The sequence below is a fragment of the Cryobacterium sandaracinum genome, assembly GCF_004403415.1.
Classification (GTDB): Bacteria; Actinomycetota; Actinomycetes; order Actinomycetales; family Microbacteriaceae; genus Cryobacterium; species Cryobacterium sandaracinum.
Genome location: NZ_SOGO01000013.1, coordinates 1 through 15,070, shown reverse-complemented (window position 1 = coordinate 15,070; position 15,070 = coordinate 1). Strand labels below are relative to the sequence as shown.

Here is a 15,070-nt window from a genome sequence, read left to right as displayed (position 1 = left end):
CAGGCCGCTGCCAGGCTATAGCCGGGCGGCCTCGGAACCGGCGCTGGAGCGGCGCGGCGGGTAGACTCGCCAGGTCAAGCATCCGTTATCTCTGGGAGAACGCCACTCGTGACCGCTGTTACCACCACACCCTCCCGCGGCATTGCCGACACCGTTGCAAACGCGATTGCGACGCCCGAGAAAGAGCAGCCGTTCGACGCGCTGGGGCTGACCCCGGGCGAGTACGCCGAGATCCGACAGATCCTCGGCCGCCGCCCCACGAGCGGCGAGCTCGCGATGTACTCGGTGATGTGGAGCGAGCACTGCTCCTACAAGAGTTCGAAGAAATACCTGCGCTCGTTCGGCGAGAAGGTCTCCCCCGCCATGAAGAAGAACCTCATGGTCGGCATGGGCGAGAATGCCGGTGTGCTGGATGTCGGCGAGGGCTGGGCGGTCACGTTCAAGATCGAGTCGCACAACCACCCCTCCTACATCGAGCCGTTCCAGGGTGCCGCGACCGGCGTCGGCGGCATCGTGCGCGACATCATCTCGATGGGCGCCCGCCCCGTCGCCGTGATGGACGCCCTCCGTTTCGGACGTCTCGACGACCCCGACACCGCCCGCGTCGTGCACGGCGTCGTGTCCGGCATCTCCTTCTACGGCAACTGCCTCGGCCTGCCCAACATCGGCGGCGAGACCTGGTTCGACAAGGTCTACCAGGGCAACCCGCTCGTCAACGCGCTCTCCGTGGGAGTGTTGCGCCACGAGGACCTGCACCTCGCCAACGCCACCGGCACCGGCAACCAGGTGGTGCTCTTCGGAGCCCGCACCGGCGGCGACGGCATCGGCGGGGCATCCATTCTCGCCTCGGACACCTTCTCCGAAGGCGGCCCCACCAAACGCCCCGCCGTGCAGGTCGGCGACCCGTTCGCCGAGAAGGTGCTGATCGAGTGCTGCCTCGAGCTCTACCGCGAGAAGCTCGTCGAGGGCATCCAGGACCTGGGCGCCGCAGGCATCTCCTGCGCCACCAGCGAGCTCGCCTCCAACGGCGACGGCGGCATGTTCATCGAGCTCGACAAGGTGCTGCTGCGCGACCCCACCCTGACGGCCGAAGAGATCCTGATGAGCGAGAGCCAGGAACGCATGATGGCCGTCGTCACCCCGGAGAAGCTCGCCGGTTTCCTCGCCATCACCGCCAAATGGGATGTCGAGACCAGCGTGCTCGGCGAGGTCACCGACTCCGGCCGGCTCATCATCGACTGGCACGGCGAGGAGATCGTCAACGTGGACCCGCGCACCGTCGCGGTCGACGGGCCGGTCTACGACCGCCCGGTCGCCTACCCCACCTGGCTCGACGCGCTGCAGGCCGACAGCGCCTCCGCGCTGCCCCGCCCGACCTCACCCGAGGTGCTGCGCGAGCAGTTCCTGGCCTTGCTCGGCTCGCCGAACCTGGCCGACCCGAGCTGGATCACCGACCAGTACGACCGCTACGTGATGGGCAACACGGCCCTCTCGTTCCCCGACGACGCGGGCATGATCCGGATCGACGAGGAGTCGGGCCTCGGCTTCGTCATCGCCACCGATGCGAACGGCCGTTATTGCCAGCTTGACCCGTACCGCGGCGCGCAGCTCGCTCTGGCCGAGGCCTACCGCAACGTGGCCGTGACCGGCGCGGTGCCGGTCGGCATCAGCGATTGCCTCAACTTCGGTTCGCCGGAGAACCCCGAGGTGATGTGGCAGTTCGCCCAGACCGTCGACGGTCTGGCCGACGGATGCCTGGCGCTCGAGATCCCGGTCACCGGTGGCAACGTGTCGTTCTATAACCAGACCGGCGACCAGCCGATCCACCCGACCCCTGTGGTCGCCGTGCTCGGCGTGATCGACGACGTCGCCCGCCGCGTGCCCAGCGGCTGGCAGGACGACGGCCACAACATCTACCTGCTCGGCGTGACCCGCGAGGAACTGGACGGCTCGGCCTGGGCCGAAGTCATCCACGACCACCTGGGCGGGCTGCCGCCCGTCGTCGACCTGGCCGGCGAAGCCGCCCTGGCGGGGCTGCTGCACGCGGCGTCGATCGAGGCGCTCATCGACAGCGCCCACGACCTCAGCTCGGGCGGGCTGGCGCAGACGCTGGCCGAAGCGGTGCTTCGGTTCGGGGTCGGAGCCCGCGTGTGGCTCGGCGACATCTGCGAGCGCGACGGGATCGACGCATCCGTCGCCCTGTTCTCGGAGTCGGCCGGGCGCGTGATCGTATCGGTTCCTCGGGAAGACGACGTGAAGTTCCTCGGCCTCTGCGAGGGGCGAGGCTACCCGGTGCTGCGCATCGGCGTGACGGACTCGACCTCGGCGAGCCTGGAGATCCAGGACCACTTCACGGTGTCGCTCGCCGACTTGCAGACGCGTCACCGCAGCACCCTCCCCTCCCGTTTCGCGCAGTAGGGGTTCCTCCTCCGCCCGTTCTCCCGCTCCCCTCCGACCGACCGTCCCCGTTTCGCCCCTGCGTGCGACCAATCGGCCGCCATCGCCGGGATCAAAGTGGCACTTTCCGCGCACGCGCGAGCACCTGCGGTCGGCGCCTGTGGATAGAGCACCGTGCGAATCGCAGCGGGTGGCATCATCGTGCGATGAGACCGCCTTCTGAGCTGCCGGCCGGGCTCGGTGATGGGCCGTTTTCCGTCGCCGACGCTCGACAGCGGGGAGTCAATTCCGGGCGACTGCGGCGCAGCGACCTCGCGCGGCCCTTCCACGGCGTGCGGGCGCCTGTGGGGCGCGGCCCGTCACCGGCCCCCATCAGCGACGCGGACAGGTGGGCACGGATCCGTGCAGCAGCGCGCACCCGGGCCTATGACTACGCGGTGCGGATGCCGTCAGATCAGTTCTTCAGCCACGCGACGGCCGCGCTTCTCCACGGGCTGCCTCTCCCCGCACGACTCCTCGAGCGGTCAATCGTGGATGTAGGCACAGGCATTCGGACCCGGCGCCGCCGGGGCAAGGGCGTGCGCGGACATCTGATTCCGCTGGACCGGGTGCGCGTCGTTTCGGTGGGACACCTCGCCGTCGCTTCAGCGGTCGACGCGTGGGTCCAGCTGTCGACGGTCCTCACCCTCGATGAGTTGATCATCATTGGCGACTCCCTCGTGCGCCGCCAGCGGCCTGCGGCCACGATGGCGGAACTTCACCTGGCCGTCGCGCGGCACGCGGGCTTGCCCGGTGCCTGTCGTCTCCGCGAGGCCCTCGCCCTGGTCCGTCCGCGCACCGATTCTGCAAAGGAAACAGTGCTGCGACTTCTCATCGTGCGGGCAGGCCTGCCGGAGCCGGCAGTGAACCTGACCCTCGTCAATCGATACGGCGCCTTCATGGCCTTGGGTGATCTCGCCTACCTGCGCTACAAGGTCCTGATCGAGTATGACGGCGGCCAGCACCGCGAAGACGAACGACAGTTTCACCGCGACATCGACCGGCTGGACGAGCCCATGGAAGAAGGGTGGCGGGTCATCCGTGTCAACAAATCCCACTCTCCCCATGCGGTCATCGCCCGAATTCGCACCGCCCTTCTCGATCGCGGTTGGATCCCCTAAATCCCATCTCCAGCCCCACACCCTCTCCAGGGGTCGCGTGCGCTAGAAACGCCGCCATTCCCCGTCGTATGGCGGCGTTTTGAGCGCACGCGGGGCCGTGCAGCGGGGCGCCCGCTAGATCGAGAAGGGGGCGCCGAGGTGGAGCTCCGAGCGTGACCAGAGCGACTCTGCGACCGCGGGGTCGAGCGAGGTGCGCGTGGGCTCCTGCAGCGTCGGCAGGCCGCGCGTGAGGTAGCGAGGGCCGTAGTAGTCGCCGCCACGGGCATCCGGGTCGACGGCCGCACTCACCGTGGGCCAGGCCCCGGCGTCCTTACCCTGAGCACCGAAGGACTGCAGGGTGTCGGCGAATCGGCTCGCACGCGACGGCTGATTGACCCCGCGGATGCCCGGCGTCAGACCCGAAATCGAGTAACCGGGGTGTGCGACGAGGCTTTGCACCCCGTCAGTGCCGCCGGCTCCGGCCGCCCGCAGCCGTCGATCGAGCTCGAAGCCGAACACCTGCATGGCGATCTTCGACTGCGCGTAGGCCTTCCACCGGTTGTAGCCGGACTCCAACTGCAGGTCGAGCAGCGGCGAGTCCAGCAGCCGCGAAATCATCGACCCGAGCGCGACGACCCGGCTGCCGGGCGTGCGCCGCAGAGCCGGCAGCACCCGCGCGGTGAGCGCGAAATGGCCGAGGTAGTTGGTCGCGAAGACCAGTTCGTGCCCGTCGGGGCTCAGCTCGCGCGTGCGCGGCGGGTGCACGATGCCCGCGTTCAGGATCAGCCCATCGATCCGCGGCAGCTCCAGCAGCGCGTCCGCGGCACGGTGTACCTGGGTGAGGTCGCTCAGGTCCAGCGGTATCGCCGACACGGATGCCCCGGGCACCCGGGCGTGGATGGCCGCGACCGCGGCTTCCGTCTTCGCGAGATTGCGGCAGGCCAGCACGACGTGGGCGCCCGCGGCGGCGAGTTGCTCGGTGGTGAAGTAGCCGAGGCCGGCGTTGGCGCCGGTGACGACGAAGGTCTTCCCGAACTGGGCCGGAAGGGCGCGCGACGCCCCGGGGAGCGCGGAGGTCTGAGAAGTCATGAGGTGGCCGGCGACGTGGTGGCGGAAGAATCGGGGCTGGTGCCCACGACCGGCCGTGCGACATCCGTTCGTGCCCCCGCAGCTCGCGGCGCGGACCCGTTCGCCGACTCGGTGCCGGCGATCTTCTCGTGGTGGTGGATGACCTCGGCGATGATGAAGTTCAGGAACTTCTCGGCGAAGGCCGGGTCGAGCCGAGCCTCCTCGGCCAGTCCGCGCAGTCGCTGGATCTGCAGCAGCTCCCGCTCGGGGTCGGCGGGGGGCAGGCCGTGCGTGGCCTTGAGCCGTCCGACCTGCTGGGTGAACTTGAACCTTTCCGCCAGCAAGTGGATCAGCGCGGCGTCGATGTTGTCGATACTCTGACGGATGCTGCCCAGTTCGTCGATCGCTTCCTGCCCCGCGCCGGCGGGCAATTCCTCGTGTGCAGCCATGGTTCGACGATACCGTTTCGCGCGCGGTGACCGCACGACCGGCACTGCCCGCGGTCTTCGATGGAGGCCGCGGGCTACCACCCGGAAGCGGTCACCCGCTCCAACGCATTCCACGCCCGCTCCGCCGAGGTCGACAGTTCCGGTCGACTTCGCCCGGCGCGCGAGTCGATCTCGACCGGAAGTGTCGATTCCGGCGCCATACCGGTCGCCATTAACTCCGTGACCGCTGCAGCGGCGCGGGCGACTCCGCCGACCCAGACGACCCAGACGACCCAGACGACCCAGACGACTCGGACGACCCAGACGACTCCGCCGACCGGGCCGCCCTCACCGGCCGCGCCAACCGCCGCGCCGACCCCGCCCGCCCAGGCAAGCGCAGCCGCCGCTGGGTCAGCAGGATGCCGAGCAGCACCAGCGCCGCCCCGGCCGGCTCGTGCCACGAGAAGGTCTCCGAGAGCACGAGCACCCCCAGCAGCACCCCGACGACGGGTGTGACATACGTCACCGTCGACGCGTTCGTCGGTCCCCAGGCGCGCAGCACGTTGATGTGCCAGATGTAGGCCACGCCAGTGCCGAGCGCGCCGAGAGTGAGCAGTCCGGCCACGATCGGCACGGTCAGTGCCACCGGATGCGCCGCCACCACCGGGGTGGCCACAAGCATGATCGCCCCGGCGATGCCGATGTTCAAGAACGCGAAAGTCGCGGGGGCGATCGGCCGGCCGCTCAGGAACCGGCGGGTGTAGCCGAACGTGAAGCCGTAGCAGACCGCCGCGCCCAGGCAGGCCAGCTGGCCCCAGAGGTCGCCGGTCAGGGCCGCGTAGCGCCACGGCGCGATGATCACGACCACGCCGGCGATGCCCACGAGGATGCCTGCCACCTGCCCGCGCGCGAGCCGCTCCACCCGGAACGCGAGCGTCGCCATCACCGCGGTCATGATCGGCGTCACGGCGTTGTAGATGCTGGCCAGACTCGACGACACGTACTGCTCCGCCCACGCGAACAGAAGGTGCGGCACGACGCATCCGGTGATCGCGATCACCAGGAAATGCAGCCAGACCATCTTCTCGCGCGGCAGCACCGGCCCATTGGCCACACGCGGACGGCTGGTCAGCACGATCAGGCCGAGCGTGAAACCGCCGAGCACCAGCCGCGACCACGCCACCTGGCCGAACGTGACCCCCTCGAGGGCCACTTTCATGAACAGGAAACTGGATCCCCAGACCACACCCATGCCCAGGAACTGCAGGGTGACCCGGGTCCGTCCGGCGGCGGGAACGTCTCTCACCTGCCGACTGTACCGCGCCCCGCCGACACTCCGCACGGGTGCCGGACTGGTGCCGACCGCCGCGGCCGAAAGCCGCCGATCATTGGCAATGAGTGACCCGCCGCGCGCGCGAACGAATTCGACGGAGATTTTCACGAAAACGGATGCTGCGGGCCGGTTTTCGGCTCTTGGCGGCAAAATCTCCGTCGAATTCGTTCGGGCATCGAGCACGGAACCCACTCCGCACGGACGCGCTCGACCGCGGCCCGCTGCACGCGCCGAAGCGCGCCGGAACGCGCCGGAACGCGCCGGAAGACGCGCCGAAGCGCGCCGGAACGCGCCGGAGCACGCAAACGGGCATCCGGCGGTGCCGCCGTCAGGCCACTTCTCTCGTCTCGAGCGGCCGCACCCGGTACTGAACCGAACGCGCGCCGTACCCGTCGAGCCGCGCCCGCAGCCCGGCCCGCACCCGAGGCCACTCGCTGTCGAGGATCGAGTAGATCACGGTGTCCCGCCAGCTGCCGTCGGCCCGCCGCCGCTCCCGGCGGATAATCCCCTCATACGTGGCCCCGATGCCCGCGATAGCCGCGCAGGACCGCACGTTCATCACATCCGCCTGGATCTTCACCCGCCCGAACCCATGGTCGAAGGCCAGCCCGAGCAGTAGTAGCTTCGTCTCCGCGTTGACGGCGGTGCCCCAGACCCGCGGATCGTAAGCGGTCCAGCCCACGTGGGCCGACTCGTGTTGCAGGTGCAGGTCGCCCAGCGTGGACATGCCCACGAGGTCACCGGCGTGCGGGCCGCCGGCCAAGCGCACCGCATAGGGCAGTCCCGCCCAGTGAACGTAGGCATCCGCCCAGTCGGTGAACTCGGCCGGGTCCGTGCGGAGCCCGCCCGGGCCACCGCCAAAACCGCCGTCGAAAACCATTGGATGCGCGATCGCGCCGTGCAGCTCGGACAGCAGCGCACGGGTGAGAGGTTCGAGCCGCACATAGTGGCCCACGATGGCGATGCTCTGAGGTCGTTCGGCAGTCATGCCGACACTGTGGCAGCGCCAGGTTGCCACCGAATGAACGGCAGCGGTCAGGTCGGCGCGAACGAATTCGACGGAGATTTTGGCGAAACCGGATGCCGCGGGCCGGTTTTCGCCCTCCAGCAGCAAAATCTCCGTCGAATTCGTCAGGGCACCGAGCGGAGGCCTTCAGCACCGCCCGCAGCCCGCCGTTCACAGCCCGTGGCCCGCGGCCCACAGCCGCGCTTGCCTCAGTCGACGAGATCGTGGCGCGAGATGATCTCCTCGCGGCCGGGACCGACGCCGATCGCCGAGATGCGGGCGCCGCTCATCTTCTCGATCGCGAGCACGTAGGCCTGCGCGTTCCGCGGCAAGTCCTCGAAGGTGCGGGCGCCGGTGATGTCATCGGTCCAGCCGGGGAAGTCCTCGAAGATGGGCTTTGCGTGATGGAAGTCGGACTGCGACACGGGCACCTCGTCGAAGCGCACGCCGTCGACGCTGTACGCGACGCAGACGGGAATCGTGTCCAGGCCGGTCAGCACGTCGAGCTTGGTCAGCACGAAGTCGGTCACCCCGTTGATGCGGGCCGTATAGCGGGCGACGGGCGCGTCGTACCAGCCGCAGCGGCGCGGGCGCCCCGTGGTGGTGCCGAACTCGAAACCGTTGGCGCGCAGGAACTCGCCCGACTCGTCGAACAGTTCGGTCGGGAACGGGCCGGCGCCGACGCGGGTCGTGTACGCCTTGACGACGGCGATGATCCGGTCGATCCGGTTCGGGCCGATGCCCGAGCCGGTCACGGCGCCGCCGGAGGTCGCGTTCGAGGAGGTGACAAACGGGTAGGTGCCGTGGTCGACATCCAGCATCGTGGCCTGGCCGCCCTCGAAGAGCACGGTCTTTCCGGCGGTGAGGGCCTCGTGCAGCAGCAGGGCGGTGTCGGCGACCATCGGGCGCAGACGCTCGGCGTAGCTGAGCAGGTCCTGGACAATTTCGTCGACCGTGATCGCGCGACGGTTGTAGACCTTGACCAGCAGGTGGTTCTTCTGGGCCAGGGCACCCTCGACCTTCTGGCGCAGGATGTTCTCGTCGAACAGGTCCTGCACGCGGATGCCGACGCGGTTGATCTTGTCGGCGTAGGTCGGGCCGATGCCACGGCCGGTGGTACCGATCTGGCGCTTGCCGAGGAAACGCTCGGTGACCTTGTCGACCGTGCGGTGGTACTGGGTGATGATGTGAGCGTTGGCGCTCACCTTGAGTCCGGACACGTCCACGCCGCGGGAGATCAGCGCGTCAAGTTCTTCGAAGAGCACCTCAATGTCGACGACCACGCCGTTGGCGATGATCGGCGTGACACCGGCGGTGAGGATGCCCGACGGCAGCAGGTGCAGCGCGTACTTCTCGGTGCCGATGACCACGGTGTGGCCGGCGTTGTTTCCGCCGTTGAATTTGACCACGTAGTCAACCCGGCTACCGAGGAGGTCGGTGGCCTTGCCCTTGCCCTCGTCGCCCCACTGGGCTCCGATTAGAACGATCGCTGGCATTTAGTTTTCTCCTCGGATAAAGAACGCCTCGGTGGGCGGGGCCGGGTCGGTGGCCCGGTAGCCGTCCGGTGTGCTGGTCTCCTGATCAAGGCGGCTGATCACCGTGGGATCGGCGCCGTTCAGGAAGGTGGTGAGACGGTCGAACTCGTTCTGTTCATTGATCTCGCCCGCGGCCCGGCGCAGCGCATAGAGCGCCCGCAGGACTCCGCGATTGGGTTCGTGGGTCCAGCGCACCGGGCCCTGGCCGTGCCAGCCTGCCTTGCGGAGCGCGTCGAGGCCGCGGTGGTAGCCCACGCGCGCATAGGCGTAGGACTCCAGGGTTCGACCCTCGAGGTACGTGGCGTCGGCCAGCACGGCCCACGCCAGGGAGGACGTCGGATGGGCCTCCACCACGCCGGAAATACTGCCGCTATCGGCTCGGCGGAGCGCCTCGATCACCTCCGGTTCCGCGGGAAGAAGGGTCTCGGGCTGCTCAATCAAATTGTCGCCGGTCACACTCGATCCTAACAAGGCCCGGACCGCTCCTCGCCGAACAGGCCACCGGAGAGGGAACCGAGGATGGCCGCGGCGACCTCGTCCCGCGGCCGGTCCGGTTCGAAAACGAGCCATTCCAGGCCCGCCATCAGCACGGCACCGAACACGCTCGACGCCATCAGACCGCAGGTCGCGTCGGCACGGCTGCCCGGCTTCGCCTCCGCGATCGCGTCGGCGAACACGGCGAGGGCCTCGTGCCGTAGCGCAAAGAGCGTCTTCTGCCAGGTGCGGTCGGTGCGGAAGATCTCCGCCGCCATCAGCTTGGACAGTGCTGTGTTCGCCGCGATCCGGTCGAGCAGCGCGCGCACCAGCGCCTCGAGGGCCGCGCTGCCGTGCAGGCCGGCCGAAGCGGCGCGGAGGGTTTCGGCGAGCGCGCCGACCCCCTCCTGTAGCAGTTTCTCGAACAGTTTGTCTTTGGAGCTGAAGTTGTAATACAGGCTGCCCTTGGCCACCCCGGCCCGCTCGGCGACCTCATCCATCGTGGTGCCGCTGATGCCCCTGGTCGCGGCGAGCTGCAGCGTGGCGTCGAGGATGGCGCGTTTCGTTCCGGTGGCGCGTGCCATTGGAGTTCCTTTCCACGGGCAGGTTCGGTGCCGGCAGGTTCGGTGCCGGCAGGTTCGGTGCCGGCAGGTTCGGTGCCGGCAGGTTCGGTGCCGGCAGGTTCGGTGCCGGCAGGTCCGGTGCCGGCAGGTTCGGTTCGGTGCCGGGGCCGCGCTAGATGGTCAGTTCGGGGTGCAGCCGGCCCACGGTCCAGATCCTCTGGCGGCCGGCGCTCCAGGCGCTGATCGCGATCGAGCCGACCAGCATCACGGCGAGGACGGCAACCGAAACCCACAGTCTAGAGTCGATGCCTCCGGTGATCAGTTCGCGCAGCCCGGTCACGACGTACGACGCCGGCATGAACGGATGCAGCACCTGGAAGAACACGGGCGTGGTCTCCACCGGATAGGTGCCGCCCGACGAACTCAGCTGCAGCATGAGCAGCACGAGGCTGACCACGCGGCCGGCCGCGGTGCCGAGCAGGATGATGAACATCTGCTGCAGAGCCAGGAAGGCGAGCGTCGTCAGGTAGAGGAACGCGCTCATCCCGAACCAGTGTTCGGGCTGAAGGCCGATGCCGTAGACCAGCACGAGCACCATGATCACGACCTGGGCGAGCCCGATGGCCATCGCCGGCAGGAAGCCGGTCATGGTCGAGCGCAGCCCGGAGGCGGCGCTGGCGAGGGCCCGGGTTGGCAGAGCCCGCAGGATCAGCCAGGTGATCAGCCCGCCGACGAAGGTGGCCAGGGCCAGGAAGAAGGGTGCGAACCCCTCGCCGAAACTGTCGGAGGCGTTCTCCCACTTCTGCACGAGCGTGACCGGGCTGGCGATTACGGCCGTCTTCTCTGCAATCTGGTCCGCGGTGAGGTCGGGCGCACTTCGCCCGCCCGTGGTGAGGGAGTCGGCGAGGGTGCCGCTGCCGGCGGCGAGTTCGGCGGCGCCGGTGTTCAGGCTCGCGCCGCCGTCGACGAGCTGCCGGGTGCCGTCGGACAGTGACCCCGTGCCCTCGCCCAGCAGCTCGCTGCCGGCGAGTACGGAGTCCGCCCCGGAGGCCGCGGTGGCGGCCCCCTCGGCCAGGGAGGCCGCGCCGGCCGAGAGTTGCCCGGCACCGGTGGCCACCTGGGCGGCGCCGGAAGCCCCGGCAATCAGCTTGCCGGAGAGTTCCCCGGCTCCGGTGGAGAACTGGTCGCTGAGCCCGGCATAGGTCTGGGTCTGGGTGAGCGCGCCTTGGGCACCCGCGTTCACGGCGCCGGCGCCGGCGTCGAGGTGCTCCACGGCCGGCAGGAACGCCGACGCGGGGGTGCCTTCCGGTGCCGCCTGTATCTGCAGGAGCAGGTCGTGCAGTCCGGTCGACACCGAGGCGGTGCCGCTGGCCAGTGTGCCGGTTCCCGCGGCGATCTGGTCGGCGCCGTCGGCGAGCTGCACCGATTTATCGGAGAGGGTCGCGGCACCCGTGGCGGCGGCCTGCATCCCCTCGGACACCTGCACGGTGCCGTCGGAGAGGGTCACCGAGGAGCCGGCGAGCGCCCGGGCGCCGTCGGACAGCGTGTCCAGTCCGGTCGCCAGGGTGCCGGCGCCGTCGGTGAGGCGCGCAACGCCGTCGTCGAGGGTGAGCGCTCCCTCGGCAAGGGCATCGAGGCCGACCAGGAGGGAGCCGGTCCCGGCCGACGCTGTGGTGAGCCCGTCGAACAGCCGGCCGGCGCCACCCGCTGCCGAACGGATGCCGTCACCGGCCTCGTTCACCCCCACCAGGAGCGCATTGACGGTCTGGTCGCCGATCTCGGTGGCGACCGCGTCCCGCAGTTGAACCATGGCCTGCTTGCCCATGGTCGTGGCGAGAAAACTGTTGCTGTCGTTGTAGTCGACCTGCACGGTGGCCGAAAGCGGGGTGTCGGTGCCGGCGGAGACGGCGCTGGCCGAGAAGTCGCTCGGGATGGTGACCGAGAAGTAGTAGTCGCCGTCCCTGACGCCCGCGGCGGCATCCGCCCCGTTCGTCACGGTCCAGCCGAGCTCGTGGCCGTCGACCAGCTCGTCAACCAGGTCCTGGCCGGCGGTGACCGGTTCGCCGTCCCGGCTGGCGCCGGCGTCTCCGTTGACGAGCGCCACGGGGAGGTGGTCGAGTTCGTGGTCGGGCGCCCAGAAGGCCCAGAGGTAGAGCGCCCCGTAAATGAGCGGGATGAACATAAGCACGACGAGGGCGATCTTGGGCATCTTGCCCTTGCCGAAGCGGTGCAGTTCGGTGCCGGAGGAGAGGAAGGCGAACATTCAGCGGGTCTCCTGATTCAATGGGAGGGCCGGGGTCATCCCGGCCTTGGTCATCACGACAACGGCCGGGTCGATGCCGAGCTCGGCCCACATCTCGGTTTCGGGCGCGGTCGCGGACGCGATCACGCTGGTTCCGGCGGCGGCGACACAGGCGAGGCGCTGCCAGAGGATGCGCCGGGACTCCGGTGCGTGCACCTGCTCGACCTGGTCGAAGAAGAGGATGCTCGGCTCGTTCATGACCGCGAGCGCGGCCCTCAGCAGCACGGTCTGCACCTCATTGAGGTCCCAGATCACAGTGTCGGCAGCCGGAATCGGCACGCCGCCGAACACGGGGGCGCAGACGCGGCGCACCTCGGTGTCGTCGACCGAGCGGATGAACGCCCACCAGGGGGAGATCCAGGCCGTGCGCTCACGGATTGCGGCGCCGACGGTGACCGATTCCTCGAGGGTGTCGATGTCGTGGAAGCCGGAGATGCCGGTGCGCTTCTGCACCCGGCGGGCCCGGCGGGGCAGCTCGTGGCCAAGCACCTCGAGGGTTCCCTCGCTCGGCTTCATGCGACCGGCCAGGGTCAGCATCAGGCTGGTGCGGCCACTGCCGGTGGGGCCGCAGAGCACGGTGAGGCCGGTGCCGGCCTCAAAGCTCAGGGGCCCGTAAACCGAGCCCCGCTTGAATCGCAGGGCCAGGTCGTGCGCCCTCACTGTCGACTGCACGTCGATCCTCTCGTTTGTACTGACTAGTCAGTATAGAACAAGGGATCGACGTGCCGCGTGCCACGGCTCAGGCCGGCGCGCCCCGGGTGCCGCCCGGACGGTGACATGGCCTTCGCCACGTTGAACGCCGTTCTGGCCGCGGCTAAGACTCCGGAGTACCGGATGCTGCGCGACGACGCGGGAATGTCACCGCGTCGCCGCGGCTGGGAAGCTTCGCGAGCTCGGCCTCCGCGGGGGTGGGAGCTTCGGCCGGGGCCGGGAGGGTCGACCAGCGCAGCAGAGCGGCGGCGCTCGTCTCCGCCGGAAGCTCCCCGGGAGACACCACCATCACCCGCGCATCCGTCAGCATCGCCGCCCGGATCAGCGCGTCGGCGGCCGGCACCGAGCCGAGCTCATTTGCGCCGAGGGCATCGGCCGAGGTGGCTGCCAGCCACGGCTCGCGGTCGAGGGCGATCAGAGTCGTCCCCGCCATCCGGTCCGGGGCCAGCATCAGCACATCGACCTGGCCCTGCTGCAGGGCCCGCACCACGGCCGCGAAGTCGAGCTCGGAGAGGCCGCTGCCCTGTCCCGTCCCCAGCCGCTCGAGGGCGTCGTGCTCCTCCTGCGCGAGAATTGCCGCGAGGTGGCGATTGAGGTCACCTTCGAGTTCCTCCTGCGTGGCACCATCCGGGCGGGTGTTCGTGGCAACGACGTGCAGCACCTCGCGGCTGGCGGGAGAGAGCTGGTCGACGAGCAACTGGCGGGCACGCACGTCGCCGGTGAGCACGAGCAGCTCGGCCTTACTGTCCCGCACGACCTCGTCGATCGCGGCAGCGATCTGGCCCTCGTTGCGCTTCCACACCTCCTCGGTGCGGTGCTGATAGCGCCCGTTCGCAAGGAAGTCGTCTTCGGAACCCACCTTCGTGAGAAACTCCGTGTCGCCCTCCACCTTCACCTTGGAAACCGGGTGCGAGCGGCTGAGCCGGTAGAGGGTGACCTCGCCGCCGTCGCGCCCGGCCTCGGCCACCACGTACCTGAGGTCCCGTGGGCGGTGGATCAGCAGGGGGATCAGAGCGGGCACCGGCCCGTAGGAGACCAGCAACTCGCCGAGCGGCTCCCCCGAGAGCACCTCGTTGAATTCGACCACGCCCTGCCGCACGAACATCAGCCTGCCTATCGAACCGCCCACGCCCGGCGGCTCCTCAATCAACTCGATGATGGTGCTGATGTCGATCTCCGGGGCACCGGCATCGGTCAGCGCTTCCCGCAGGGTGCGCTGGCGCAGGGAAGAGGTTCGCCGGGGGTTCTGCGCATCCTGGGTCACGTCAACGTAGGCACTCGACACCGAACCGGATCGACGGTATAAGTCCGCGAGCCCCTCATTACCGAAATCAGCCATTGCGGAGTCCTTTCTGTGGCAGTTTATTAACCACGGTATCCCCGGGTTCCGGCGTTCACAACCCTGCCGGACGGTCCGCAGCGGAGCGGAAAAGCTGCCCCTCTCCGGTCGTTACAGGGCGGTCTGCTGGTGCGTCGCGACGCACCAGCCGCCGTCGGCGAATACGTAGGTCGTGGCCGCGTTCGCCTCGATCACCTCGTCGCCGCGGTGGGCCAGGAGCCGGTAGACGAGCACCCCGGCGTGTTCGTTCTGGCGCACCACGGCCGGCTCGCGGAGCTGGTAGCTCGTGATGGCGGGCATCTCCTTGAAGAAGGCGATCGCTTCGTTGCGGGTGACGATCCTGCCCGGCAGGATCAGCAGTCCGTCCGCGGTCATCGTTCGCCGGTAATAGTCTCCGCCGCGGCCGGCGAGAATCGCCTGCCACCCTTCGTGCTCTTCGTGAAGGAGGCGGGCGGGCAGATCGTCAGTGATCGCAGTCATGACCCAACGCTAGCCCCTCAAAGCACCGACTGAGCCTCTGGGAGCGGGACTGAGTTCTGGATCTGCGGCCGGGCGAGCCGCCCGTCAGTACGGCGCCGGGTCGAGCTCGGGATCGGGATCGGACTCGGGCTCGGGCTCGGACTCAGCCGCAGGCGTGCGCGGTTCCGGTGCGGGTCTCGGCGCAGGCGACGCCGAGCGGATGACCGTGGCCGGCTCACTCACGAACGTGCGCCCGGTCGGCGACGTCCACTCAAGCGTGCCGTCACCGAGGTGCAACACCCGCCACCCGGTCTCG

The 15,070-nt window shown here is 69.1% G+C and carries 12 protein-coding genes and 2 pseudogenes; 2 read left to right on the top strand and 12 right to left on the bottom strand.

Annotation, left to right across the window (positions count from 1 at the left end; genetic code table 11):
- Positions 1–108: 108 nt before the first annotated feature.
- Together purL and E3T25_RS04075 are read left to right on the top strand one after the other, a co-directional pair.
- Positions 109–2,418: a phosphoribosylformylglycinamidine synthase subunit PurL gene (gene purL, locus E3T25_RS04080; protein ID WP_134341999.1), complete on the top strand. Its 2,310-nt coding sequence runs from the start codon at positions 109–111 to the stop codon at positions 2,416–2,418.
- Between the two features lie 185 nt (positions 2,419–2,603).
- Positions 2,604–3,557 (top strand): hypothetical protein, encoded by a 954-nt coding sequence (locus E3T25_RS04075; RefSeq protein ID WP_134372352.1) that lies wholly within the window; start codon positions 2,604–2,606, stop codon positions 3,555–3,557.
- A 114-nt stretch (positions 3,558–3,671) separates the two neighbouring features.
- Here the strand turns inward: E3T25_RS04075 and E3T25_RS04070 are convergent, their stop codons facing one another.
- From E3T25_RS04070 to E3T25_RS17195, 12 genes and pseudogenes are all read right to left on the bottom strand, one after another.
- Entirely contained in the window at positions 3,672–4,625 is a 954-nt protein-coding gene (locus E3T25_RS04070; protein WP_104099433.1) for an SDR family NAD(P)-dependent oxidoreductase, read from the bottom strand.
- A gap of 101 nt (positions 4,626–4,726) precedes the next feature.
- Positions 4,727–5,053 (bottom strand): annotated as a pseudogene (locus tag E3T25_RS04065) (chorismate mutase); the annotation flags it as partial.
- A 211-nt stretch (positions 5,054–5,264) separates the two neighbouring features.
- Positions 5,265–6,338, bottom strand: a complete 1,074-nt coding sequence (locus tag E3T25_RS04060; protein WP_338145463.1) for a DMT family transporter — start codon at positions 6,336–6,338, stop codon at positions 5,265–5,267.
- 355 nt (positions 6,339–6,693) lie between these two features.
- Positions 6,694–7,353 carry a GNAT family N-acetyltransferase gene (locus E3T25_RS04055; RefSeq protein ID WP_241980612.1) on the bottom strand — a complete coding sequence of 220 codons (660 nt, stop codon included), beginning with the start codon at positions 7,351–7,353 and terminating at the stop codon, positions 6,694–6,696.
- Between the two features lie 227 nt (positions 7,354–7,580).
- The gene (locus E3T25_RS04050; protein ID WP_104099431.1) at positions 7,581–8,867 is read right to left on the bottom strand and encodes an adenylosuccinate synthase; all 1,287 of its coding nucleotides are present in this window, start codon (positions 8,865–8,867) and stop codon (positions 7,581–7,583) included.
- Positions 8,868–9,362 (bottom strand): DUF3151 domain-containing protein, encoded by a 495-nt coding sequence (locus tag E3T25_RS04045; RefSeq protein WP_241976913.1) that lies wholly within the window; start codon positions 9,360–9,362, stop codon positions 8,868–8,870.
- Positions 9,363–9,370: 8 nt separating this feature from the next.
- On the bottom strand, positions 9,371–9,964 hold the full coding sequence (locus tag E3T25_RS04040) for a TetR/AcrR family transcriptional regulator (RefSeq protein ID WP_134342002.1): 594 nt from the start codon (positions 9,962–9,964) through the stop codon (positions 9,371–9,373).
- Between the two features lie 151 nt (positions 9,965–10,115).
- The gene (locus E3T25_RS04035) at positions 10,116–12,206 is read right to left on the bottom strand and encodes a YhgE/Pip family protein (RefSeq protein ID WP_134372350.1); all 2,091 of its coding nucleotides are present in this window, start codon (positions 12,204–12,206) and stop codon (positions 10,116–10,118) included.
- On the bottom strand, positions 12,207–12,917 hold the full coding sequence (locus E3T25_RS04030) for an ATP-binding cassette domain-containing protein (protein WP_134372348.1): 711 nt from the start codon (positions 12,915–12,917) through the stop codon (positions 12,207–12,209).
- Between the two features lie 142 nt (positions 12,918–13,059).
- On the bottom strand, positions 13,060–14,295 hold the full coding sequence (locus E3T25_RS04025; RefSeq protein WP_134372346.1) for a baeRF2 domain-containing protein: 1,236 nt from the start codon (positions 14,293–14,295) through the stop codon (positions 13,060–13,062).
- Positions 14,296–14,406: 111 nt separating this feature from the next.
- Positions 14,407–14,775, bottom strand: a complete 369-nt coding sequence (locus E3T25_RS04020) for a DUF4440 domain-containing protein (RefSeq protein ID WP_104099425.1) — start codon at positions 14,773–14,775, stop codon at positions 14,407–14,409.
- A gap of 84 nt (positions 14,776–14,859) precedes the next feature.
- A pseudogene (locus tag E3T25_RS17195) lies at positions 14,860–15,070 on the bottom strand (hypothetical protein); the annotation flags it as partial.